This is a genomic window from Rhodococcus sp. MEB032, from assembly GCF_030208925.1.
GTDB classification, from domain to species: Bacteria; Actinomycetota; Actinomycetes; order Mycobacteriales; family Mycobacteriaceae; genus Rhodococcus_F; species Rhodococcus_F qingshengii.
On record NZ_JARVSY010000052.1, the window covers coordinates 33578 to 56482 of the forward strand.

Below are 22905 nucleotides of genomic sequence, written 5' to 3' on the forward strand. Positions count from 1 at the left end.
GGTCAGTACGTCGGGTCGTTGCGAACGGTGTCGACGTCGATGCCCACTGCGCGAAGCCTGAATTTGGTGCTGTTGACCATGGATTCGCTGCCGACGACCTGAATGTCGTAGCCCGCCCAGTCCCCGAACGAGGTCACGACCTTACCGACCTTGCCGACGATGCGCCGCTTCATGCCGATCGGCGGCAGTGGCTCCGCTTCGGTGTGCCACCACGGATTCTCGTCTTCTTCGGAGACCGGGATGATCGTGAGCCACGGGTACTTCTCGGCCAGCTTCCACAGATGCGGAAGGTCGTAGAGATCGCACGGATGCTGTCCGGAGTAGAACAGTTGGACCTTGCGAGTGTTGCCGCGTCGGATCAGTTCGAGGATCTGAGCGCGAAGAGGCGCGACACCTGTTCCCGACGCGATCATCAAAAGGTCCTTGGAGTTCTCCGGAATCCCCAAGGCGCCGATGGGCGAACCGACCACCCAGGTGTCACCGACAGCGGTCTGGTTCACCATGACCGGGCTGACCCACCCGCCGGTGACCTGGCGGATGTGGAACTCGAGGATTCCGGTCCCGTCGTACGGTGTGGCCGGAGAGAGGTAGCGCCACATCCGTGGCCTCGCGGCGACCTGCACGCTGACGTACTGACCGGCGCGGTACTCCATCGTCTGGTCGAGTTGCAGCCGCACGACGGCGACGCCCTTGATGACCGGGCGGCATTCGATGACCGTGGCACTCCACGCGGGCGGACCGTCTTCCGCGTTGGCGGCATCCATCATCGCCGCCGAGATGATCGCGAGCGCGTTACGCCACGCGCTGTCGACCTCGTCGGTCCACATTTCGGCGCCACCGAAGGTCTCGAGTGCTTCGATCAAGGCATTGCCGACTGCCGTGTAGTGCTCGTCGGTGACGCCGTACTTACGGTGATCGCGGCCGAGCTGTGCGAGGTACTCGAGTATCGCGTCGGACTCGTCGAGGCGTTCGACGACGTGAGCGATAGCGCTGACAAGCCGGTCACGCTGCACATCCATCGCTGCCGGAAAGAACTCCCGGGTTTCGGGCGATCGAGCGAACAGGATCGAATAGAAGGTACGGGCGAGCCGTTCCGGACCATCTTCTACCGCAGCGACGGATTTGAAGCTCGACCGGACCAGAGAGATTGCTTGCGAATCCACGCTCATCCTCGTCCCGACTAGACGCGGCAAGACCCGCCGCGGAATTTCGTCTGCAGCTTATGTCACAAATGTCTGACTCGTAAATCATTCTGGACAAGTGTCACAATGCGACCCCATTTCGCGGTGTGACCGTCCCTTTCTTATTCTTGCGTGCAAGATAAACAAGAGCTTCGACACTCTCGATCGCCGAGCTAACGTTCAGCGAAATCTCAACCAGCCAAACAGGAGTCGTGCCGTGGATTTTGTTCGACAGGACGAATTGCCCACCGATAGCGGGCTTACGTCCCAGATCGCCTCCACTACCCCGACGCTGACCGAGCTTCAACGTCGGGAACTCGAGTGCGTCGAATTTTTCGACTCTCCGGAACTGGGACACCTCCCGACGTCTCGGCGGCGTGAGGCCTTGCGTGAACTCCATCGGACCGGCACCTACACGCACACAGCGGAGGAATTGCTCGTCGGCGCCAAACTCGCGTGGCGAAACCACGCCAGGTGCGTCGGTCGCGCGCATTGGCGGACCCTCAAACTCATCGACGCGCGCGATGCCGTCACGGCTTCCGCTCTCGCCGAAGCATGCTGGGAGCACCTGCGACTGTCGACCAACGGCGGCGCTCTGCAGTCGGTCGTGACGGTCGGGCCACTCCCCCGCGAGGACGGTCAGGAGTACCGAATCCTCAGCCCGCAACTGATCCGCTACGCCGGCTACCGGCAGCCTGACGGCACCATCCTGGGCGACCCGTGGCACGTCGATCTGACTGCTCAGGTCACCGCGATGGGGTGGAAGGGCGCCGGTACGCCGTTCGACGTTCTCCCCGTACTGATTTCGGTCCCCGACGAACCCCTGCAGTACTTCGACGTCCCGACCGACCTGGTTCTCGAGGTCGAGATCGAGCATCCCGAATACAGCTGGTTCGCTGATCTGGGGCTTAAATGGCATGCCGTCCCTGCGGTCTCGGACATGAACCTCGACATCGGCGGAATCGTTTATCCCTGCACGCCGTTCAGTGGTTGGTACGTCAGCACCGAGGTAGGCGCACGCAACTTCAGCGACACCGATCGCTACAACATGTTGCCCACCATCGGAGCGATGATGGAGCTCGACATGAGCCACGACCGCACGCTCTGGAAGGACCGCGCACTGGTCGAACTGAACCGTGCAGTTATCCACAGCTACCGCAAGGCCGGCGTCATCATGGTCGACCATCACACTGTCGCAAAGCAATTCATCGATCACATCGCGCGTGAGGACAAGGCCGGGCGCAAGTGCCCGACCGACTGGTCATGGGTGAACCCGCCCATGTCCAGCTCGCTCACGCCGACGTTCCACCGCCTGTACGACGAGCCCGATCTCGACATCCGGCCCAATTTCGTGACAAAAAAGAAGAAGGGCACCGACCAAGGCCGGTGCCCCTTCCACAACTGATCGCGCTCAGAAGGGGATCTGCCCCAATCCGACGCCGACCACGAGCATCGTGATCGAGATCAGGCCCGCTCGCCACAGAACCTTCTTGTGGTGATCCGCCAGAGAAACACCGGCGAGTGTGACCAGTAGCAGGATCGCCGGGACCAGCGGGCTCTGCATGTGCACGGCCTGCCCGGTGATCGAGGCGCGCGCCATCTCCACCGGCTCGATGCCGTACTGCGCTGCAGTCTCGGACAGCACCGGCAGCACACCGAAGTAGAACGCGTCGTTGGTCATGAAGAACGTGAGCGGGATACTCAGGACGCCCGTGATGACGGCGAGGTGCGGGCCCATCGCGTCGGGGATGACCTGAAGCAGCCACTCTGCCATCGCCTCGACCATGCCGGTTCCCTGGAAAACGCCGGTCAGCACCGCTGCTGCCAGCACCATCGCGACCACCGAGACGATGCTCGACGAATGGCGTGCGATTGCTTCACCCTGATCCTTGACCGCCGGGAAGTTCACCGCGAGGGCGATCGACGACGCGATCATGAACAGCACCGGGATGGGCAGGATGTCCATCACGAGTACGACGAGAAGGATCGTCGTCAGCGCAGCGTTGAACCAGAGCAATTTCGGCCGCAAGGTGTCCCGCTTGGGGTCGAGGCCGTCGATGAATCGTCCGGTGTCGCCGCCGTCGTCCTCGGAGTCGTTCGAGCCGCCGGTGCCGGCGCTACCGGTGCTGGAACTTCCACCGTTTCCGACCTTTTCGAGGATGCGCTCAGAAGTCAGGACCAAAGTCCCGATCCTGCGGCGCTCCATGATCCCGAGGTGAATCGCGAATCCGAGGACCATGATCAGGCCGACGATCAACGACGGCACCATCGGCACGAACACGTCGGAGGGTGAGAGTCCCAGCGCGCTCGCGGCCCGGACGGTCGGGCCGCCCCACGGAATGATGTTCATCGTCGCGTTGGACAGGCCGGCGATCACCGTCAGAACGACGGGACTGACACCGAGTTTGAGGTAGAGCGGAAGCAGCGCCGAGGTCACGATGATGAAGGTCGTCGAACCGTCTCCGTCCAGCGAGACCACCATCGCGAGCACTGCGGTTCCGACCACGAGCCTCATCGGATCGTCTCGCACCATCCGCAGGATGAGCTTGACCAGCGGATCGAAGAGGCCGACGTCGATCATGATTCCGAAGAAGATGATCGCGAAGAACAACAGCGCCGCGGTGGGTGCGAGCGACTTGATGCCGTCGGTGATCATGTCGCCGATTCCGAGGCCGGCCCCGGCAAGTAGTCCGAAGGCCACCGGAACCAGAGTCAGTCCCACCACCGGGGTCGCGCGTTTGGTGAGAATCAGGAACATGAACACCGCAACCATGAGGAAGCCGAGTGTGACGAGCATGATGAACTCCTTTAGTGCTGAATTGCCGAGAAAAACGGCACGGCAAATCGAGCCGGTGACCTTCGTGGAGGTGAAACGAAACTTCGGTAGTGCTCAGTTGATGCCGGGCGGATCGAGTGTTGCGTCGACGAACCGGGATTGATCGGTGAGGAATGCGGAGAACTCGGGTTCGGTGAGAACTGCACTGTTCCAACCGTTTCGGCGAGACAGCTCGTTCCAGCGCGGACTTGCCGCCAGATCCCGCACCAAATTCTGCAAGTGCTGACGCTGATCGTCCGTCAGGCCCGGCGGCGCCATGAGGCCGCGCCAATTGGTGAACGTGACGTCGACGCCAGACTCCGCCATCGTGGGCGCATCCACCGCCGGGGTACGGGCCGGCGAGCTGACCGCAAGGACCCGAACCGTGCCTGCCGCAATCTGATCGAGGTACTCACCGATACCGGTGGCGGCTACGTCGACCTGCCTCGTGAGCAGTGCGGGAAGCAGTTCGCCGCCGCCGTCGTAGATGCGGTACGGGGAGCGCGACGGATCGACGCCGACCGCCCGTGCGAACAGAAGGCGGAACAACCCGTCCGGTCCACCTTCACTCGAACCACCGCCGATCGAGATCGACGACGGATCCGCCACCCAGGCCTGCGTCAGATCGGCGAGAGTTTTGTACGGTGAATCTGCTGGAACCAGTAGCGCTTCCGGTTCTTCGACGAGTCTCGCAATCGGTGTCACGTCGGCAAGTGTGTGCTCGGACGGCAGTATCTCGAGCGAACCGAGAACTCCGAGCCCCATGACCATGAGTAGGTCGGGATTCCCGCTTTCGAGAGCCAACCGGTTGAGTCCGACGATGCCGCCCGATCCGGGCAGCACAACGACGTCGGCGTCGACGGTCCCTTCGTCGGCCAGTGCTTGCACCATGGTCCGGGCGGTCAGGTCGTAACCACCACCGGCCACCGAGGGCACCAGCACGCGCAGTTCTTCGGAACTCTCACCCGCTCGGCCACCGGCGACGAAGGACTCGACCGGAGTGCATCCGGTCGAGAGCACGAGAGTCATCGCGCAGGCACCGAGCAGGGCGATATGCCTGCTCAGCCGCTTCGATGTGCTCATGGCTTCGTCCTTGTCTGCCGGTACCGATGTGTGAACAGGTTTCATACTGACGCACTTTGTGACTGGGGTCACCATTGGGAAAGCAAATTGATTTGTGCTCATTGTGCTCACGAACGGCCGCTTTCCCGGCATCGAACTGAAGGCTAGGGTCTGGCTGGTGTCCTCAGGAAACGAGCAGGCGGAGCGAGAGAGCAAGTCGTCTCTGTTTGCCCGGCTGGTTCGCCGCCGGCACACTCTGGCGACACAACTTCTCGAACTGCAACTTCTGATCGTCGTTGCAGTTCTCGTGTGCGTCACCGCCCTCTCCCTCGCGCAGTCGTCCGCGAGTTTCCAACGCGAGGAGGGACGTCGCGCACTCTCGGCAGCGGAATCGCTCGCAGCCAATCCGGCAGTACGCGAGCTACTCCCCCAGGCGCAGACCCGTCTCCGCTCCGGACTACAAGGTTCGGTCGACTCGGTACGCGCCATCTCGGGCGTCACCTACGTCTCGCTTGCCGACGCCGACGGCAGTGTCGTCATTTCGACGCGTCCCGGTGATGTCGGCATCGACGCACGTCAGACGGAGGATCGGTCGTGGACGGGTTTGGTCGACACGCCCTCCGGCAAGGCCGTGGAGGCGCACGTTCCGATTCTCGGCAGCGAAGGAGCGATTACCGGAACCGCGATCGTCGGCATCGAGTACCCCTCGATCTGGACACGGCTGCTGCAGTCTGCACCGAATCTCCTGGTATACCTCGCGGTGGCATCCCTTCTCGGCGGCGTCGGGTCGATCCTGTTGGCCCGCAGGGTAAAACGGCAAACCCTCGGCATGGAAGCCGGCGAGATCCTGGACCTGGTTCGCCAACGTGAAGCAATGCTGCGCGGTCTCAAGGAAGGCGTCATCGCATTCGACGCGCAGGGAAAGGTGGTGCTGATGAGCGACAGTGCCCACCAACTCCTCGACATCCCACGCGGCAGCGCCGGTAGATCGGTGCGGGACCTCGGTCTCGACGACCGCCTCCAGAGTGTACTGACCTTCGGCACAACCGAATCCGATCAGTTGGTTCTTGTCGGCGATCGCCTGCTCGTCCTCAACACCGTCTTGATCGAATCGAAAGGCCGCACCATCGGGTCGGTCACCACTTTCCGCGACCGCACCGAATTGCGCTCCGTGGAAGAAGAACTCGACGTGACCAAAACCAGCACCGACGCACTACGCGCCCACATCCACGAGTTCGACAATCAACTGCACACCATCTCCGGCCTCATCCAGCTCGGCGAATACGACGAGGTGGTCGGCTACGTCGAGGGTCTGACCATGGAGCGCGCGCAGGTCAGCGCGACCGTGACCGAGAAGATCGCCGACGTCGGCACCGCCGCACTCGTGATCGCCAAGATAGGTGCTGCTGCACAGGGGTTGGTCACGGTCGAGCTGGCGGCGGACACGCATCTGGAGACGGTGGACCGCAGACTCGGACGAGATCTCGTGACGGTGGTCGGAAACCTCGTCGACAATGCCGTCGACGCCGTCGGTGAGATGCCGGAAGCCGCGCGCCGCAAGGTTCGGTTGTCGATTCGGGGCCGTGGCACCGCGGTCGAAGTTCGGGTCGAGGACGCCGGCCCCGGTATCGCGCCGGAGAATCGCGACAGGGTGTTCGGCCAGGGTTGGAGCACCAAGGGACAATCGAGTGACGGACACGGTTTCGGTTTGGCGCTGGTGCGCCTGACGTGTCGTCGGCGGGGCGGCGACGTCACCGTGAGCACTCGTTCGGCAGAGGACATCGAGTGGACTGTCTTCAGCGCAGTCCTACACGACGGAGAGGGCGCATGATCCGGGTACTGGTGGTCGACGACGACTTCATGGTGGCGAAGGTGCACAGCGGATTCGTCTCACGGATAGACGGTTTCGAAGTGTGCGGCGTTGCCCATTCGGCCGAGACCGCACTGGCCGCAGTCGGTGAGTTGCAACCCGACCTGGTTCTTCTCGACGTCCACCTGCCCGGCACCACCGGACTCGATCTGATCGCCCCGTTTCGCGAGCTGGCACCGGAGCTGGATGTTCTTGTCATCACTAGTGAGCGTGAGGCCGGCTCGGTCAAGAAAGCGCTGCGCAGCGGCGTCGTGCATTACCTGATGAAGCCCTTCACGTTCGAGGTTCTCCGTGAGCGTCTCGAGCGGTACCGATCGACATATGCGAATCTCGACAGCTCCGGCGAAGCAGAACAGACAGCAGTGGACGAGGCCTTCGGTGTGGCAGGTGGCGCGCCCGGGGCGTCGTCCCACAAAGGTTTGCCCAAAGGACTCAGTCCTGAGACCCTTCAGCTGGTCGAGGCAGCACTACGAGACGAAACCGAACCCGCCTCGGCCACAGATATTTCCGAGAGGGTCGGCATCTCACGTGCGAGCGCGAGGCGCTACCTCGAATACCTCTACGAAACCGGGCGGTCCACCACTTCGCTGAAATACGGAGTGGTGGGCCGCCCGGAACGTCGTTACGTCTGGAAACGCTGACCCTTCGCTACACGACGCTGGTTCCTAGACCGCGCGGGCGCTGGTCTCCCAGTACCGCGCGCGCAGCGCCTTCTTGTCCAGCTTGCCCAGCGGCGTCAGCGGAAGGGAATCCACGAAGTCGATGCTCTTGGGCGCGTGAACCGAACCCTTGGCCGCCTTCACCTTCTCGACCAGTTCCTCGGTGTCGACGGTCAGTCCGGCACGAAGTACGACACAGGCCTTGACGGCTTCGCCCCACTTGTCGTCGGGCACACCGACTACCGCCACCGACGCGACAGACGGATGCGCCGAGATCACGTCCTCGATTTCGCGGGGGAACACGTTGAAACCACCGGTCACGATCATGTCCTTCTTGCGATCGACGATGGACATGAACCCGTCCTTGTCCTTGCGCGCGATGTCGCCGGTGTGCAGCCAACCACCCCGGAACGCCTCGGCGGTTTCGGCCGGCTTCTTCCAGTAGCCCTTCATGATCAGCGGGCCACGGACGCAGATCTCACCGAGTTCTCCCTGCGGCACCTCGTTGAGGTCGTCGTCGAGCAACCGGACGTCGAGCCACGGCACCGGACGCCCACACGTGGCGAGGCGGGCCGGATCGTCGGCGAGGTGTTCTTCCTTGCGCAGCACCGAAATAGTCATGCCGCACTCGGTCTGACCGTAGAACTGGAAGAAGATCTGACCGAACTTCTTGATGCCCTCCTGCAGTCTGGCGGGAGACATCGCGGACGCTCCGTAAAACAGCGTCTGCAAACTCGAGACGTCCCGCTTGGGCAGATCGGGGTGGTCCATGAGCATGTAGATCATGGTGGGCACCAACATGGTTGCCGTGATCTTGTGCTTCTCGATCGCTTCGAGCACAGCACCTGGCTCGAAGGCAGGCAGGACGATCAAGGCACCGCCGCGCAGCAAGGTCGGGATGAAGAACGCTGCACCCGCGTGCGAGAGTGGCGTGCAGATGAGGAAGCGGTTGTCCTCGGGCCACTGCCACTCCGACATCTGGATCTGATTGAGCGCAGCACCCGAACGGAAGGATCCGACAACACCTTTGGGCTTGCCGGTCGTTCCACCGGTGTACACCATGCTGCTGGCGTCTTCTGCGTCGACGTGCGCTGCCTTCAGCGGCGCGGGCTCGAACGTGGCAGCCAGCGCGAGGATGTCGATTCCCACCTCGGACGGCCCCATCGAGAGCACGTTGGTCAACGAGGGTGACGACGCCTTCAACTCGGCGGCGCGCTCTTCGAAGGCATTGGGATCGAAGATCAGCGTCTCGATCTCGGCGTCGTCGACGATGTACTTGTGGTCGTCGAGCGATCCCATCGGGTTCAAGGCGCTCGCCCGGCAGCCGGTGATCATGGTCGCGCCCATACTGATCAGAACCTCGGGGCGATTCTTCGACAGCATCGCGGTGCTGGTGCCCTGAGTGATTCCCAAAGACGCGAGCGCCTGGGCGAAGCAGCTGATCTGATCGCGCATCTGACCGCCGGTGAGGATCACGTCGCCGAGGTACAGCGCGGGCTTGTCGTGATTGCGTTCCAGAGCGGTGATGAGCAGGTCCGGACCGTATACCGGTCGGTGCAGGTCAGCGAACTCGTCTGTCATCTGGTCTTCCTTCTGCTCGGCGCGTGCAGTCATCGAGATGTGCTCCCGGTCACGGATACGATATCCAGAATTGCACAAAACTGGAACAGGTTCCACCTCTTCGATCGAATCCGAGAATGCTCCCGATCAGCGGGAAGCCCGTCGTCACCCGTGAGAGCGGTGGTTAGCGTCGATGTACCCACCGAGACGACAGCGTCTCGGTCGCGTCCAACGGAGAGTGTCATGACTACCAACCTCGGTACCGCCCACTTCACGGCAACTGCTCCGCGTACTGCCACCACGCTCCTCTCCGATTTCGACTCGTTGTACGGCACCGTGCGCTCGGCACCCGACGGGGCCGTCGTCGAGCAGGACGTCGTGTTCTTCGGACGCCCCGATCCAGGCGCACTGCTCACCGGATCCGTGAGGGCGCTGAGTTCGACACTCGAGCGGATCACCGAATACCACGACCAGACCGGGCATCTGGTGGCCGAGGTCTTCGTCCGGGAAGCCCCGACAGCGGGCACCGGAACCGATTCCGTTGCCGCCCTTGCTGATTTCGCTGCTCGTCGTTACGGCTCGGCGTCACTACGACGCTTCCGCGGACGTTGCACCGCGACTTCCACGGGAACAGATCTGCACTGCTCCGTGACAGTGCTCGCGACGTACGAGAAGGACCACGAGAGCGTGGCCGACGTAGCTCTGGTCGCCACCGATCCCGCTGGGGTGGTCACTGCCCGGGCCTGGGCGACTTACGCGATCGACGATGTGGCGACACTCGCGAGCTGAATCTCTGCAGGTCACCGAGTAGGCGTTCCATCCAGCGGGAACTGCCGTATCTCCAGCGGACGCTTCGTCGTTGTATGAGACGGATCACATCACTGGAGCGTCGCAAGACGCGGCTCGGAGGAAGACATGGCACTCGGAACCGGCCCACTCACCACTACGGACACCCCGACGCAGACGGGCGCCGGCGAGGAAATTCGAGAAATCGAAGCAGCAGCGCCTCCCGCACGGTTCGCACGTGGATGGCACTGCCTCGGACTGAGCAATACCTATCGCGACGGTCAGCCCCACCAGATCGAGGCATTCGGCACCAGCCTTGTCGTCTTCGCCGACAGCAAGGGCGACATCAAGATTCTCGACGCATACTGCCGCCACATGGGTGGCAACCTCGCTCACGGAACCGTCAAGGGCGATTCGATCGCCTGCCCGTTCCACGACTGGCGTTGGAGCGGTAACGGAAAATGTACGGCGATCCCCTACGCACGACGCGTTCCGCCGCTGGCCAAGACGCGGGCATGGATCACTCTCGAGAAGAACGGTCAGCTGTTCGTCTGGCACGATCCCCAGGGAAATCCCCCGCCCGCCGAGGTCACGATCCCCGACATCGAGGGCTTCGGAAGCGATGAGTGGAGCGACTGGAGCTGGAACACGCTCACCATCGAAGGCTCTCATTGCCGCGAGATCGTCGACAACGTCGTGGACATGGCCCACTTCTTCTACGTTCACTACTCGTTCCCCAAGTACTTCAAGAACATCTTCGAAGGTCATGTCGCGAGCCAGTACATGGAATCGGTGGGACGTGAGGACGTCATCAGCGGCACCAACTACGGCGATCCCAACGCTGTGCTCCGTTCGGATGCTTCATATTTCGGACCGTCGTACATGATCGACTGGATCAAGAGCGAAGCCAACGGGCAGATCATCGAGACCGTCCTGATCAACTGCCACTACCCGATCTCGAACAATGCGTTCGTCCTGCAGTACGGCGCGATGGTCAAGAAGCTACCCGGTATGGACGACGAGTCCACTGCCGCGATGGCCGCGCAGTTCACCGAGGGCGTCGAGATGGGATTCCTTCAGGACGTGGAGATCTGGAAGAACAAAGCTCCGATCGACAACCCCCTGCTCTCCGAGGAGGACGGCCCGGTTTACCAGTTGCGTCGCTGGTACAACCAGTTCTACACCGACGTCGAGAATGTCACGGAAGACATGACGAAGCGCTTCGAATTCGAGATCGACACCACCCGCGCAGTGGAGAGCTGGAAGCGGGAAGTCGCCGAAAACGTTGCCGCACGCGACGCCCAGGCACTCGAGACAACCTCCTGATCCGCAGTCGAAAACACTGCTGAGACAACCAGACTGGATGCAAGGAACAACATGACGTACGAAGTGCTCGAACAGATCAACGCGATGGCCGACGACATCTTCGCCGAAGGCATCGAGGCCGAGCGGATCGGCCGGGTGGCCGACGACACCGCCAAGAAGATGAAGGCAATCGGTTCCATCCGCATGCTGCAGCCCAAGGAGCATGGCGGCATGGAGGCGCATCCGCGCGAATTCGCCGAAACCGTCATGCGCATGGCTTCACTGAACCCGTCGGCCGGCTGGGTCCACGGGATCGTCGGAGTTCACCCGTGGCAACTCGCGTTCGCGGATCCCAAGGTGCAGCAGGAGATCTGGGGATCCGATGCCGACACCTGGATGGCATCGCCGTACATGCCCGGCGGAATGTGTATCCCCACCGACGGCGGCTACAAGTTCTCCGGCCGCTGGCAGTTCTCCTCCGGTACCGACCATTGCGACTGGGCATTCCTCGGCGCGATGGCGTGCGACAAGGACGGCAACATGGAGATGCCGCCGCGCATGCTCCATGTGATCATTCCGCGCACCGACTACGAGATCATCGAAGACTCGTGGGATGTCATGGGACTTCGCGGCACCGGCTCCAAGGATCTCGTAGTCAAGGATGCGTATGTCCCCGATTACCGCGTCATGGACTGCGACGAGGTCATCGACGGCACGGCAGTGCGCAAGTACGGGCGCACCGAGACGCTGTACCTCATGCCGTGGTCGAACATTTTCCCCCTCGGAATCACCGCCGCCACGATCGGCATCTGCGAGGGAATGCTCTTCCACGCCAACGAGTACCAAGCCGATCGCATCAACGCGCAGGGCACGGCGATCAAGGACGACCCGTACACCTTGTTCGCCATCGGTCAGGCAACCGCCGACATCCGGGCTGCGCGCGACACCCTGCTTGCCAACGTCGACCGCATGTGGGATCGAGTGGACGCTGGCAAGGAAGTGACCTTCGAGCAGCGCGCGGAGGGACGTCAGACTCAGGTACAGGCCGCCTGGCGCGCCGTCAACGCAATCGATCAGGTCTACCCACGCTGCGGTGGCAACGCATTGCGGATGGACAAGCCGCTTCAGCGATTCTGGCGCGATGCTCATGCTGGACAGCATCACGCAATTCACGTGCCGAGCACCGTTTTCCACGCCGCATCACTGAGCCGTCTCGGCGCAGACCCGCAGGGTCCGCTGCGGGCGATGATCTGATCAGACTTCGACACAAGAAATCGACAGGAAAAAGACACGATGACACGCACTGACATCAAGGGACTTGGCTACGTCAAGATCTCGACCAACGACATGGCACGTTGGCGCACTTTCGCTTTCGACGTTCTCGGCTTCGCCAAGGGCAGTGGGCCGGACGAGAACGCGCTCTACCTACGACTCGACGAGCGTGCTGCTCGCATCGTCGTCGTCGAGGGTGAGCGCGACGAGATCGTCAACATCGGTTGGGAGGTCGCCGACCACGCCGCACTGCGCCGCGTTCAAGAAGCACTCGAAAAGAACGGCACCGAGGTCGAGCAGCTTTCGCTCGCCGAAGCAGATGCTCGACGGGTCGAAGAGGTCATCGCCTTCACCGATCCCGGCGGAGCAGCCATCGAGGTCTTCCACGGAGCGATCCTCGACCACAGCCCCGTGGTGACGCCCTTCGGCGCTCGATTCGTCACCGGCTCACAGGGTCTCGGCCACGTCGTACTCCCCGTCATGGACAGTGCTGCGAGCTTCGACTTCTACACCGAGGTGCTCGGCTTCTACCCGCGCGGCGCCTTCCGCCTGCCGGCCCCGCCTGAATTCGGGCCGCTGCGAATCCGTTTCATGGGCGTCAACGAGCGTCACCACAGCTTGGCCCTGTGCCCGGCACCGCACGGCGGCGCACCCGGCCTGATTCACATCATGGTCGAGGTGGACACCCTCGACGCCGTCGGCCAGGCACTCGACCGCGTGATGAAGGACGGATTCTCCGTGTCGTCGACCCTGGGTCGTCACACCAACGACAAGATGATCTCCTTCTACGTCCGCGCACCCGGCGGCTGGGACATCGAGTTCGGCACCGAGGGCGCGAGGGTGGATCAGGACTCGTACTCCTCCGAGGAGATCACCGCTGACAGCTACTGGGGCCACGACTGGTCCGGAAGCGAACCACTGGCAGCTATGTAGTACCCGCCGGTGGCGATCAATACCTGCCGGTGGCGATGTAATACCTGCCGGTGGCGATGTAATACCTGCCAGTAGTTAAACGACGAGGGGGTTTGCGCGAGCATTCGCGCAAACCCCCTCGTCGTTTCCACCGCGACGCGCCCGAAAACAGACCGGTGATCCACTTCACAAATCCGTAACTCTATGACACTATTTCTAATTGAAATAGCCAGTTCACTGGTTGTGGAGCTCTAAGAGAAGTGAGGTACACGATGACACTGCAGGCTGTGGATGCTTTAGGCGCCGATTCGGCCCCGACAGCAATTCTCGATCGCGTCTCGCTGGTTCTCGACGCCTTCGACGGTCCCGGCAGGTTGACGCTCGCTCAAGTCGTTCGGAGCACAGGCCTTCCCCGCTCGTCTGCCCACCGCATGCTCGAACGTCTCGTCTCGATGCGTTGGCTGCGTCGCGACGGCCGTGACTACGAACTCGGTATGCGCCTCGTCGAACTGGGATCGCTCGCGGTTCATCAGGACCGCCTCCACGCTGCAGCCATGCCCCTTCTCCATGAGCTCTACCGAGTCACCGGATTCGTGGTTCACCTCGGCATCCTCGACGGGCCCGATGTGGTCTACATGGAGAAGATCGGCGGACGCCTCGCCGCCGCAGTGCCGACGCGTGTCGGTGGTCGACGCCGCGCCGAGACCACTGCGATCGGTCAGGCACTGCTCGCGTTCGGTTCGCCGAAGTCCTCGGGCTACGCACTGCCCCACCTCGCCAGAATCCGCGAGTCCGGGGTGGCCTTCGAATCCGGAAACGGCCTACCGGGATTCAGCTGTCTTGCGGCACCGATCGGCCCCATCGGCCGCGCCGTCGCCGCGGTATCCATCTGCGCGCCGTCGAAGGCCCTCCGCCTCGACCACGTCAGCGCAGCGCCGGTCCGTATGGCGGCCGCTGCCATTTGGCGAGGCATCGACGGCGGATCGCTGAGCATCACTCCGACTTTGCAACGTCGTCATTTGCTGCGCAACATGCCGACCGCAGCCGGGGCCTGACTCAGATACTCGAACCGTTGCCGGTGAGCCCGGCTTGCTCGAGCGCCAACACGTACTCCTCGACGTTCTTCCATCTGCCAGGCGTCGAGGGCAACGGTGATCCCAGTCGGTCGTGCTCGGCGACGTTCGCGAACTCGGCGGTCGCACGATCGATGTCGTCGAGCAGTTCGCGAGCAAGTTCGATCTCGGCTCGGAAGTACCGTTCCGACCATCGCAACGTCATGACCGGGAACGACCAGGCCGGCTCGTTCTCGGCATGATCTGCGTGGAGTTTCGCGCGTCGAATCTGCTCTTCGACATTGGCGATGTGGGCTTCCACCAGCGCCTTCAGTCGCTCGGGCTCGTTGAGGTGTCCCATCCACAGACGCAACATCACACCGTGCTTGAGCACCGGAACTTCCACCGGTGCCTCCCGTGACCACGTCCGGACGGCGTCGGTTCCTGACTGAGTAATGGAGTAAAGGCGCTTGCCTCGCACCCCTGGTTCGGAGACGACCCGGGACTCCACGAACCCGATGCTTTCGAGCTTCTTCAGTTCTGCGTACACCTGGCTGATGGACGGGCTCCAATAGAAGAAGCCGACACTCCAGTCAGCCCACTTCTTCAAATCGTTTCCGGTCAGCTCCTCCCCGAACGTCAGCATCCCGAGCACTGCCCAGCTGGTAGCGGGAAGTCCTCGGGACACGTCATCAGGTTCGGACATGCCCGAAGTCTAACAATCACTGGTCATTTGCTGGTTTCGTAGAATCCGAACGGACCGCTGAGCGGGATCAAATTTGCTCGAAACCCCTCCACCTGCCACTCGGTCGGTCCTGACCCGTGCCGAGAAGCCATTGCTGCCATTGAGTGGGACTGCCGCTGGATTACGGCCGCGGCGCCACACATCGTTGCTTCTGAAGCTGTTTGCAGAGTTTTGAACAAAAGATTTGAACAAGGAGACGACATGACCGTGGAAAACGCCGAGCCGCCAGTTCTGGACGGACGCACACTTCGCAACGTGATGAGCAATTTCTGCACCGGCGTCACCGTCATCACCGCTCACGACGGAAATTCACCCCTCGGTTTCACCTGCCAGTCCCTGGTCTCGGTATCGCTTGATCCCCCGTTGCTCTCGTTCTGCCCGGCGAAGACGTCGACAAGTTGGCCGAAGCTTCGCGAAACGGGAACTCTCTGCATCAATGTTCTCGCCCACGATCAGCAGGACATGTGTTCGGCGTTCGCTCGCGGCGGGACGGACAAGTTCCTCGGCGTCGAGTGGGATGCCGCCGGCAACGGTGCTCCGGCGCTGAGCGGCGCGCTCGCCCGCATCGAAGCAACGGTCGAGCAGGAGCACGACGCCGGTGATCACACCATCGTCGTCGCACGCATCACCGATCTGAACGTGCTGCGCCACGACGGTCCGCTTCTGTTCTACCGCGGCGGGTTCGGACGCTTCGACGCCTGAGTGCTCAGGCTGTCCCGCTGCGTGGGAGATGCCGGCGCCGAATCGAGCCCGCACCGATAGCGTCCGAAGTAGTTGTCAGACCCTGAACTTCTCGACTGATCGGACTAACTCGATGACCACTCTCGAACCAGACACCACGGCCGCGATCACGGCGACGGTTACCACCTACCTCGACGCCGTGGCTCGCGGATCGTCAGCGGACATCGCCGCCCTCTACGCCGAGAACGCGACGCTCGAAGACCCGGTCGGCAGCGAACCCCGCGTCGGCAAGGCCGCGATCACCGAGTTCTACGGCGCTCTCGAGGGCGGTTCGCAAGAGACGGAACTGCTTACCTTGCGGGTGAGCGGATCCAGCGCGGCCTTCCACTTCCGCGTCGTCACACCGGTGGGCGATCAGGTCTACGAGGTCGAACCGATCGACGTCATGACTTTCGACGAGGACGCCAAGATCACGAGCATGCGCGCCTTCTGGTCACCGGCCGATCTGATTGCACGCTGATGCGTCAGGTCAGTTGCCGCAACTGCGGAAACCGTGTCCTCGTCGAGAAGTACAGCGAAGCGCACACCAGCGTCCAATGGCTCGAAGAGTCGCAGGAAGTGTGCCCGGAGTTGGGTCGCGCGAACAGCCGTGCCAACGCTCAGCGGACGTGTGGCGCTCTGCGCCAGACGATCAACGACCTTGCCGACGCCGGTGAGCTGGAGATGAGCCTGCGCAGCTACCCGGTGCCGGGCAAGCTGTCCTGAACGCTTCCGCGTAGCATTTCGGCGAACATGCGCGCCGATTCCAAGTCGTCGGCGTTCGGCCGCCCCTTCCGGATACCGCCGAAAGGCTTGAACGGGAGATAGGTATCCCACGCACGGGACGAGAAGGCTGCGACCACATCGAAGCCCTTCTGTTCGAGCAACTGAACCAGTGGACGCGAGAAGCGATGAATCCCCTTGTCAGGAAATCCACTGGTGGCGAAGACAAAAGCCTTGGATCGCCGTTCTTCGGGGAGTGCCTCGACGAACGAGCGTAAATTTGCGTGGTACGAGCGTAGGTAGATGCCGGAGCCGAACCCCACCAGGTCGTAGTCGGCGAGCTGCGCGGCGTCGATGTCACCGGGCTCGACCACGCGAGCATCGAGAACTTCTCCGATGACATCGGCGATCAGCTTCGTATTGCCATGGGAGACAGAGGTACACACGATGATTGCTTTCATCGGCTAAGTTCTCTCATTTTGGACATACGCATCCCTCCGCCTGGTTTGTCACTGACAGTTCCAGGATAGAGGCCCCGGCGAAGCTACGGACAATGGTGGAGATGGGGAATGATGCCGGTATGTCAGCACGATTGAAGGGGCGAAGACGTGCGGTGAACGCGCTGCTCGTCGACGTCGAACGATGGGCCGCTGAGCACGATGACGTCAAAGCTGTAGCGCTGGTCGGGTCCTACGCGCGCGGCGCGGAGCGTATGGCGAGTGATCTTGATCTGATGATCCTGGCCGACGACGCGAACGCGCTCGCAAATGAAGACTGGTTCGACCGGCTCCGCCCCGACGCGCGATTCATCAGAGCCGCCAACTGGGGGCCAGTCCGAGAACGACGCTTCCGCCTACGGTCCGGCCTCCTCGTCGAACTGAATTTCGCGAGCGAGAGCTGGGCCGACCTTCCGCTCGACGCGGGCACTCGACGCGTCCTCGAAGACGGCCACCGAATCCTGTACGACACCGGGCCTCTTCGCGTCGCTACGAGCGCGGGAAGAACTGCTCGATGAGCACCAAGACGGTCTTCGAGACCTTGGCCGCCGAAATAAACGCGCTGCGCGGCTCTCCCGTCGTCGCGATCGACGGCGTCGACGGGAGCGGCAAGACGACATTCACGAAAAGTCTTGCAGCACAGCTGAATGAACGCCCCGCCATTGTGATTCACGTCGACGACTTCCTCAATCCGCCGGAGATTCGCCATCGCAGAGGTCGGCTGTCACCGGAAGGCTTCTGGCTCGACAGCTACGACTACGACGCCCTCGAGCGTCATGTTCTCGCCCCTCTGAGACCGGGAGGTAACCGCGAGTACCGACCACGACGGGACAGCGACGCGTACTTGCATGCAGCCGACGGAGCCGTAGTCCTCGTCGAGGGACTCTTTCTGCATCGGGACGAACTTGCTTCCCGATGGGACTATTCGATCTTTCTCGACGTGCCCTTCGAGATCACCGCCGAGCGAATGAACCTTCGCGACGGAACGAACGCGGATCCGGAACACCCGTCGATGAACCGTTATGTCGGCGGCCAACGTCTGTACTTCGCGGCTGCAGAGCCCTGGACCCGCGCGGACAGTGTCATCGACAATTCAGACCCGAAACTGCCTCGAATCACGACACATGCCGCCCACTAGAGTTGGCAGTCCGCATCGCCGGCCCCGCGTTTCATCGGTGCGCTGTGGATGTGAATTGGAAGGTTGCGGCATCCACGATCTCAGCGGGCGTGATGTCGATTTCGCCGTTGAGCCAGGCCGTCACCAATTCGGCCAGGCCGCCCACGAACAGTAATCCGTTGATCTCACCCTGATGGGGAGGCCAAGCTCGATCGCCGTACAAGAGCGCAGCCTCGTCGGCCACCATCTGCGCGAACCCACGCAGCGCTCCCCGCCGGTGAGTGCGCAGCGGCTCGTAAGCCACCGACTCGACCATCGCGACACGCCCTTTTCGAGGATCGTCCGTCAGGATGTTGACGAACGAAGCAATGGCGCTACGCACGCGCTCCTCCCGTGTCCCCTCGGTCGTTCGGAGTGCAGCCATTCCGGCGACGCGCACCTCGTCGACGATTCCGTCGAAAACCTGCTGGAGGAGTTCGTCCCTGCTGGTGAAACTCTCGTAGAAATATCGCTCTGTCAGCTTGGCATGCGCACAGATGGCGGTCATGGTGGCACCCTGCCTGCCCGCGGCCGCAAACACGTCCAGTCCTGCTGCGAGCAAGCTTTCACGCCGAAGCGCGGCCCGCTGCTCACCACTCAGACCGGCATATCGACGGGGCGTGGGAGAAGCCATGAGTCGATCTTGACAGACGACGCGACTGTGACGCAGACTACCCCCATCTGACAGGCGCCACTGTCAGATGCAAACGGAAGGCAGGTACGTGATGTCGAAAATCCTGGCCGCTCCACCCATCCGGTCGCAGTTGCGTCCCATCTCAGGCAATTCGGGACTACCCGGAATAGGGCAAACTTTCGAATACATCCGCGACCCTCTCGCTCTGATGCAAAAACGCTGGGATCGTTACGGCGAGGTCTCGTGGTTCTCGATGGCCGGTAGACGGTGGGTCGCAGCCCTCGGACCCGACGCATGCCAAGAAGTTCTCCAGAACAAAGACCGCGCTTTTGTCAACAGCGACGGTTGGTCAGTGCTCATCGGCCCCTTCTTTCACGGGGGTCTGATGCTTCTCGACTCCGAAGAGCACCTACGACAACGACGCATCATGCAACAAGCCTTCACGAGATCGCGTCTCGAAAAGACCGTGGACGTGCTGAATCCCGCGATCGCCTCCGCGCTCGACGCCTGGACTCCGTCCGATGGGTTCCGCGCCTACACCGCCCTCAAAGCTCTCACACTCAACCTGGCGACCGACATCTTCATGGGCGGCGCGGAAGGGACCACTGAAAGCGAAATCGACTCTGTGAAAAAAGCTTTCGTCGATTGCGTGCAAGCTGCAACCTCGGTGATCCGTTATCGAGTTCCCGGCACCAGATGGAAGCGCGGCCTCGACGGGCGCCGAACCCTCGAAAACTTCTTCCGCCGCTACCTACCTGCGCGCCGTTCACGCGAAACCGACGACCTGTTTTCCGTTCTCTGTCACATCGAATCAGACACCGGACAGCGCTTCAGCGACGGCGAGGTGATCGATCACATGATCTTCCTGCTGATGGCCGCACATGACACCTCCACCATCACCATCTCGACAATGATGCAATATCTCGGCCAGAATCCTCAGTGGCAGAAAAGATGTCGGGCGGAATCACTCGCACTGAGTACGTCGACGCCGAGCTATGCCGAACTCGACCAACTCGCCGGCTTGGACCTGGTGATGAAAGAATGCCTCCGACTCGTCGCTCCCGTGCCGGTCATGGCTCGCCGAGCGGTGTGTGACACCCAGATACAGGACCACTTCGTACCCGCTGGGACCTACGTGTCAGTGGTGCCACATTTCACTCACCACATGCCGCAGTACTGGCCCGACCCCGAACATTTCGATCCCGAACGTTTCGCGGACCACCGACGTGAAGACAAGGTGCACCGGTATGCCTGGGAACCGTTCGGTGGAGGCGTGCACAAATGCCTCGGCATGCACTTCGCCGGCGTCGAAATCAAAGCGATCATGCACCACCTGCTCACACGCTTCGATTGGCAGGTCGCGCCCGGCTACACCGCCCCTCTCAACTACATGTCCTTGCCGTTCCCCTCCGACGGACAGCCGATCGATCTGAAACCACTCACGACTTCTCATGACCGGTAGCGACCGAACAGACGTCAGGATCAACTCGCACATGACTACCGGCACAGACGCTTTCGAAATCCAGAGAAAAACATGAGCACTCGGCCCGCCCGAAACCGGCATGCACGCGCTGCTCCGAAACCAGAGGTCGTCTCAGCGGCGGAGTTCCTACTCGCAGAATCCGACGCCCATGTCTTCCGTCGCCGCTATCTCGAACTGCTCACCCACACCACAGCGCCGGATGGCGCAACCGTCACGGACTACACGGTCGCCGAAAGGTATCTACTCAACTCTGCAGCAAAGAGACGTGCTGCGCGGCGCCCGGCCACTCCTTAGCCACGATCGCCGGTCGGGCAGCGCTCGCGGCGAACGTCGAGAACATCGGTACGGGGTTCACGAATTCGTCGTGGGGTAACGACGAAGAATAGAGTGCGCTGCCTGGGTGACGGTGGTGCGATCGTAGGTTTGCACGAAGTCGAAGGTCCGCTCGAGATCTGGACCGTTGTCATGAAGATCTCGCGCCGACAGCATCGCCGCATGGTGTGGTCCCAGAGTGACGACCGTCCACTCGTTGACGAGATCATCACCCGGGTCGAGCGGTGCGTGTTGAACTTTACCGTCGAGCATCACGGACAGTCCGACACCGTAGACACCGGCAAACCCTACGGTATCGGCGAGGTGACGCCACCGTGCTGTTGTGGATGCGGTGAAATGCTCGGCTTGTTGAAAGGTGCCCAGAACAAGCATCGAGGAACCGGATGTGGCGGCTTGCGCTTCGAGAGACTTGCTCAGTTGGATCAACAGACGCTTGGTACCGCGCCGGATCCGGCTGTGAGCAGACACGATCGAGTAGGGAGTGCCCACCTCGGGGATGGGATCACTCCACACCGGACTGTCGGGCATCGCGACGACCGGTTCGGACAACAGTGAACTCGGATCGTCGACTGCGGGATACAACTCACCCGTTCCGTATGTGGCTCCGATGGTGATTGCGGCAAGACGGGACGATTCCGAGTCGACACCCTCGGCAAGGATAATCGCGTTCGATCGCTCGACGTAGGCGCCGAGCGCGTGCACCGTCGTTCCCACTTCGAAATATGCCGCCTTGGAAAGCAATTCAGCGGAAGTGATAATGATGTCGGGTTCGACCAAAGACAGAAGCGTCGCCGAGTGCCTGTCGATGCCGACACCGTCGAGTGCAATCAGACGCCCGCCCGCGCGGGCTTCTCTGATCACTGCCAGAGAGTTGTGGGGATCGGTAAGCACCGATGCGCTGTCAACCGTGATGACGATCCGTTGCAGATTTCTCGTCGCTCCTTCGATACCAGGAGCGTTCAGAGCTGCTCGGGAAGCCGAGTCGACTGCCACCAGCAACGGCAGGCGATCCGCGACGGTGCATGCGAGTGCAGTACGGGACATGGCCAGTTTGTGACTGTCGAATTCCGAGCGTTGCTGCATCAATTGCGAGGCGCGACGGAGGGCATGCGCCGAACACAGAGAGGAATTGTCAGGCCCACGCAATTGCAACTCGGCGCCTGCAAGTGCGTGGTCGTCGAGGCGGCGTATCGGTGCGAACTGCATGCTTACTTCCAGACCAATCACATCGGAGAACTGGGTGATCGGAGAATTCGACGATGTCGAACCGTTGCTGGTGTCATACGCCATGGTGTGGCTCTTCACTACGAGTCGGGACCACCAAGCGTTCATGCGGCCGGACGCGTCGATGGCGGCGCCGGCTGCTCGACACCGAACGAGACTACCGCAAATCTCGGCGCAACCCGGTGACGACAACCTGATCCCGCGCCGCAAAGTGCACATCGACACGCAGATCAGACCAGAAACCAAGTCAACGCGTATCGAGCACTGCTCACTTCACACCGTTCGTGGGAGTTGTTTCCGGCTCAAGCACCGAGAGCATCAGCGGTCGACGTGGCATCGCCCGCAATGAGTTCGGAGGCGCCGAGAGCCTGAAAGATCATGGAGACCGCTCGCGTCGGGGCAAACAAGCGAATGCGGTTGTTGCCACGCCCCGCAGCATCGACAACGGCATTCGCCACTCCGGACGACATGAAGGTCACGCCGGAGAGATCGACGTGAATATCGGTGCCGACCAGGAGAAGTCGGTCGAGCGCGTGCACCAATTCCACCCGCTGACCCATGTCCAATTCTCCGGCAAGTCTCAGTACCGCATACGAAGGGGTGTAGCTTTCCACGTCGATACTGTACCGATGCCCTTCTCGGCCGGCGCTGTCAAAGAGATCGAGAACATTTGCAGCTGAAGAACGTTCGTTGATCGTAGTCATGAAAGCCTCTTGTCTGGACTCGGCGTGCCCCACCGCCCGAATCAGCGATGAATCACTGTGCGTCGGATAACCAACCGTGTCGGTCACTGCGTTCCAGACGAACTCTGCCACCGGCAGGTTTCGCCGACACAACCACATCTATAACGCTAGGGTCTCGAAAACGTCACAGCGCGATATCGCACTTTCGGCGCCACCCCCGACGCACTGAACCG

The 22905-nt window shown here is 61.9% G+C and carries 24 protein-coding genes; 15 read left to right on the forward strand and 9 right to left on the reverse strand.

Features of this window, described 5'->3' with window-relative positions; translation table 11 throughout:
• Positions 1-2: 2 nt before the first annotated feature.
• Positions 3-1163: a globin domain-containing protein gene (locus QRN54_RS31910; RefSeq protein WP_003944359.1), complete on the reverse strand. Its 1161-nt coding sequence runs from the start codon at positions 1161-1163 to the stop codon at positions 3-5.
• Positions 1164-1398: 235 nt separating this feature from the next.
• Between QRN54_RS31910 and QRN54_RS31915 the strand changes: the two genes are divergently transcribed.
• Complete coding sequence (locus QRN54_RS31915) at positions 1399-2586, forward strand: nitric oxide synthase oxygenase (protein ID WP_042924169.1); 1188 nt, start codon at positions 1399-1401, stop codon at positions 2584-2586.
• Between the two features lie 6 nt (positions 2587-2592).
• Here QRN54_RS31915 and QRN54_RS31920 read toward each other — a convergent pair whose 3' ends face one another.
• Together QRN54_RS31920 and QRN54_RS31925 are read right to left on the reverse strand one after the other, a co-directional pair.
• A complete protein-coding gene (locus QRN54_RS31920; RefSeq protein WP_003944372.1) occupies positions 2593-3978 on the reverse strand; it encodes a CitMHS family transporter in 1386 nt (461 codons plus the stop codon).
• Positions 3979-4071: 93 nt separating this feature from the next.
• Complete coding sequence (locus QRN54_RS31925; protein ID WP_007726742.1) at positions 4072-5124, reverse strand: Bug family tripartite tricarboxylate transporter substrate binding protein; 1053 nt, start codon at positions 5122-5124, stop codon at positions 4072-4074.
• 112 nt (positions 5125-5236) lie between these two features.
• On the opposite strand from QRN54_RS31925, the gene QRN54_RS31930 reads away from it, so the two are divergent.
• Positions 5237-6889: a sensor histidine kinase gene (locus QRN54_RS31930; protein ID WP_232319003.1), complete on the forward strand. Its 1653-nt coding sequence runs from the start codon at positions 5237-5239 to the stop codon at positions 6887-6889.
• Entirely contained in the window at positions 6886-7569 is a 684-nt protein-coding gene (locus QRN54_RS31935) for a response regulator (RefSeq protein WP_042452198.1), read from the forward strand. The genes QRN54_RS31930 and QRN54_RS31935 overlap by 4 nt, the downstream gene beginning before the upstream one ends.
• A 24-nt stretch (positions 7570-7593) precedes the next feature.
• Here the strand turns inward: QRN54_RS31935 and QRN54_RS31940 are convergent, their stop codons facing one another.
• Entirely contained in the window at positions 7594-9168 is a 1575-nt protein-coding gene (locus QRN54_RS31940) for an AMP-binding protein (protein WP_042453457.1), read from the reverse strand.
• Between the two features lie 222 nt (positions 9169-9390).
• On the opposite strand from QRN54_RS31940, the gene QRN54_RS31945 reads away from it, so the two are divergent.
• The 5 genes from QRN54_RS31945 to QRN54_RS31965 all read left to right on the forward strand — a co-directional run bounded on the left by QRN54_RS31945 (position 9391) and on the right by QRN54_RS31965 (position 14477).
• Positions 9391-9936 (forward strand): hypothetical protein, encoded by a 546-nt coding sequence (locus QRN54_RS31945; protein WP_003944299.1) that lies wholly within the window; start codon positions 9391-9393, stop codon positions 9934-9936.
• 126 nt (positions 9937-10062) lie between these two features.
• A complete protein-coding gene (locus tag QRN54_RS31950; RefSeq protein WP_065455982.1) occupies positions 10063-11259 on the forward strand; it encodes a 3-ketosteroid-9-alpha-monooxygenase, oxygenase component in 1197 nt (398 codons plus the stop codon).
• Positions 11260-11310: 51 nt separating this feature from the next.
• On the forward strand, positions 11311-12492 hold the full coding sequence (locus QRN54_RS31955; protein WP_218694958.1) for an acyl-CoA dehydrogenase family protein: 1182 nt from the start codon (positions 11311-11313) through the stop codon (positions 12490-12492).
• Between the two features lie 39 nt (positions 12493-12531).
• On the forward strand, positions 12532-13443 hold the full coding sequence (gene bphC / locus QRN54_RS31960) for a biphenyl-2,3-diol 1,2-dioxygenase (RefSeq protein ID WP_007726736.1): 912 nt from the start codon (positions 12532-12534) through the stop codon (positions 13441-13443).
• A gap of 251 nt (positions 13444-13694) precedes the next feature.
• Entirely contained in the window at positions 13695-14477 is a 783-nt protein-coding gene (locus tag QRN54_RS31965) for an IclR family transcriptional regulator (protein WP_285183931.1), read from the forward strand.
• Position 14478: 1 nt separating this feature from the next.
• On the opposite strand, the gene QRN54_RS31970 is transcribed toward QRN54_RS31965, so the two are convergent.
• On the reverse strand, positions 14479-15180 hold the full coding sequence (locus QRN54_RS31970; protein WP_081557518.1) for a PadR family transcriptional regulator: 702 nt from the start codon (positions 15178-15180) through the stop codon (positions 14479-14481).
• 240 nt (positions 15181-15420) lie between these two features.
• On the opposite strand from QRN54_RS31970, the gene QRN54_RS31975 reads away from it, so the two are divergent.
• The 3 genes from QRN54_RS31975 to QRN54_RS31985 all read left to right on the forward strand — a co-directional run bounded on the left by QRN54_RS31975 (position 15421) and on the right by QRN54_RS31985 (position 16665).
• Positions 15421-15921, forward strand: coding sequence for a flavin reductase family protein (locus QRN54_RS31975; protein WP_007726733.1), 501 nt, complete (start codon positions 15421-15423; stop codon positions 15919-15921).
• 112 nt (positions 15922-16033) lie between these two features.
• Positions 16034-16420 carry a nuclear transport factor 2 family protein gene (locus tag QRN54_RS31980; RefSeq protein WP_003944423.1) on the forward strand — a complete coding sequence of 129 codons (387 nt, stop codon included), beginning with the start codon at positions 16034-16036 and terminating at the stop codon, positions 16418-16420.
• Positions 16420-16665, forward strand: coding sequence for a hypothetical protein (locus QRN54_RS31985; RefSeq protein WP_007726731.1), 246 nt, complete (start codon positions 16420-16422; stop codon positions 16663-16665). The genes QRN54_RS31980 and QRN54_RS31985 overlap by 1 nt, the downstream gene beginning before the upstream one ends.
• Here QRN54_RS31985 and QRN54_RS31990 read toward each other — a convergent pair.
• Positions 16638-17123 carry a flavodoxin family protein gene (locus QRN54_RS31990; protein ID WP_081557517.1) on the reverse strand — a complete coding sequence of 162 codons (486 nt, stop codon included), beginning with the start codon at positions 17121-17123 and terminating at the stop codon, positions 16638-16640. The genes QRN54_RS31985 and QRN54_RS31990 overlap by 28 nt on opposite strands.
• A 119-nt stretch (positions 17124-17242) precedes the next feature.
• On the opposite strand from QRN54_RS31990, the gene QRN54_RS31995 reads away from it, so the two are divergent.
• Entirely contained in the window at positions 17243-17677 is a 435-nt protein-coding gene (locus QRN54_RS31995; RefSeq protein WP_037131485.1) for a nucleotidyltransferase domain-containing protein, read from the forward strand.
• Positions 17674-18297, forward strand: coding sequence for a nucleoside/nucleotide kinase family protein (locus QRN54_RS32000; protein WP_065352073.1), 624 nt, complete (start codon positions 17674-17676; stop codon positions 18295-18297). Before QRN54_RS31995 ends, QRN54_RS32000 begins: the two co-directional genes overlap by 4 nt.
• Positions 18298-18328: 31 nt before the next feature.
• Here the strand turns inward: QRN54_RS32000 and QRN54_RS32005 are convergent, their stop codons facing one another.
• Positions 18329-18949, reverse strand: coding sequence for a TetR/AcrR family transcriptional regulator (locus QRN54_RS32005; RefSeq protein ID WP_042452208.1), 621 nt, complete (start codon positions 18947-18949; stop codon positions 18329-18331).
• 91 nt (positions 18950-19040) lie between these two features.
• Between QRN54_RS32005 and QRN54_RS32010 the strand changes: the two genes are divergently transcribed.
• Positions 19041-20411 (forward strand): cytochrome P450, encoded by a 1371-nt coding sequence (locus QRN54_RS32010; protein ID WP_285183940.1) that lies wholly within the window; start codon positions 19041-19043, stop codon positions 20409-20411.
• A 72-nt stretch (positions 20412-20483) separates the two neighbouring features.
• On the forward strand, positions 20484-20726 hold the full coding sequence (locus QRN54_RS32015) for a hypothetical protein (protein ID WP_003944403.1): 243 nt from the start codon (positions 20484-20486) through the stop codon (positions 20724-20726).
• A 57-nt stretch (positions 20727-20783) separates the two neighbouring features.
• Here the strand turns inward: QRN54_RS32015 and QRN54_RS32020 are convergent, their stop codons facing one another.
• Positions 20784-22055, reverse strand: coding sequence for an EAL domain-containing protein (locus QRN54_RS32020; protein WP_285183943.1), 1272 nt, complete (start codon positions 22053-22055; stop codon positions 20784-20786).
• A gap of 236 nt (positions 22056-22291) precedes the next feature.
• Positions 22292-22603 (reverse strand): STAS domain-containing protein, encoded by a 312-nt coding sequence (locus QRN54_RS32025; RefSeq protein ID WP_228232503.1) that lies wholly within the window; start codon positions 22601-22603, stop codon positions 22292-22294.
• Positions 22604-22905 lie beyond the last annotated feature (302 nt).

Excerpts from the sequence above, each read along its gene's own strand:
- QRN54_RS31920 (WP_003944372.1), bottom strand. The coding sequence starts at position 3,978 with ATGCTCGTCACACTCGGCTTCCTCATGGTTGCGGTGTTCATGTTCCTG.
- QRN54_RS31925 (WP_007726742.1), bottom strand. The coding sequence starts at position 5,124 with ATGAAACCTGTTCACACATCGGTACCGGCAGACAAGGACGAAGCCATG.
- QRN54_RS31935 (WP_042452198.1), top strand. The coding sequence starts at position 6,886 with ATGATCCGGGTACTGGTGGTCGACGACGACTTCATGGTGGCGAAGGTG.
- QRN54_RS31940 (WP_042453457.1), bottom strand. The coding sequence starts at position 9,168 with ATGACAGACGAGTTCGCTGACCTGCACCGACCGGTATACGGTCCGGAC.
- QRN54_RS31945 (WP_003944299.1), top strand. The coding sequence starts at position 9,391 with ATGACTACCAACCTCGGTACCGCCCACTTCACGGCAACTGCTCCGCGT.
- QRN54_RS31950 (WP_065455982.1), top strand. The coding sequence starts at position 10,063 with ATGGCACTCGGAACCGGCCCACTCACCACTACGGACACCCCGACGCAG.
- QRN54_RS31955 (WP_218694958.1), top strand. The coding sequence starts at position 11,311 with ATGACGTACGAAGTGCTCGAACAGATCAACGCGATGGCCGACGACATC.
- bphC (WP_007726736.1), top strand. The coding sequence starts at position 12,532 with ATGACACGCACTGACATCAAGGGACTTGGCTACGTCAAGATCTCGACC.
- QRN54_RS31965 (WP_285183931.1), top strand. The coding sequence starts at position 13,695 with ATGACACTGCAGGCTGTGGATGCTTTAGGCGCCGATTCGGCCCCGACA.
- QRN54_RS31970 (WP_081557518.1), bottom strand. The coding sequence starts at position 15,180 with ATGTCCGAACCTGATGACGTGTCCCGAGGACTTCCCGCTACCAGCTGG.
- QRN54_RS31975 (WP_007726733.1), top strand. The coding sequence starts at position 15,421 with ATGACCGTGGAAAACGCCGAGCCGCCAGTTCTGGACGGACGCACACTT.
- QRN54_RS31980 (WP_003944423.1), top strand. The coding sequence starts at position 16,034 with ATGACCACTCTCGAACCAGACACCACGGCCGCGATCACGGCGACGGTT.
- QRN54_RS31985 (WP_007726731.1), top strand. The coding sequence starts at position 16,420 with ATGCGTCAGGTCAGTTGCCGCAACTGCGGAAACCGTGTCCTCGTCGAG.
- QRN54_RS31990 (WP_081557517.1), bottom strand. The coding sequence starts at position 17,123 with ATGAAAGCAATCATCGTGTGTACCTCTGTCTCCCATGGCAATACGAAG.
- QRN54_RS31995 (WP_037131485.1), top strand. The coding sequence starts at position 17,243 with ATGTCAGCACGATTGAAGGGGCGAAGACGTGCGGTGAACGCGCTGCTC.
- QRN54_RS32000 (WP_065352073.1), top strand. The coding sequence starts at position 17,674 with ATGAGCACCAAGACGGTCTTCGAGACCTTGGCCGCCGAAATAAACGCG.
- QRN54_RS32005 (WP_042452208.1), bottom strand. The coding sequence starts at position 18,949 with ATGGCTTCTCCCACGCCCCGTCGATATGCCGGTCTGAGTGGTGAGCAG.
- QRN54_RS32010 (WP_285183940.1), top strand. The coding sequence starts at position 19,041 with ATGTCGAAAATCCTGGCCGCTCCACCCATCCGGTCGCAGTTGCGTCCC.
- QRN54_RS32015 (WP_003944403.1), top strand. The coding sequence starts at position 20,484 with ATGAGCACTCGGCCCGCCCGAAACCGGCATGCACGCGCTGCTCCGAAA.
- QRN54_RS32020 (WP_285183943.1), bottom strand. The coding sequence starts at position 22,055 with ATGGCGTATGACACCAGCAACGGTTCGACATCGTCGAATTCTCCGATC.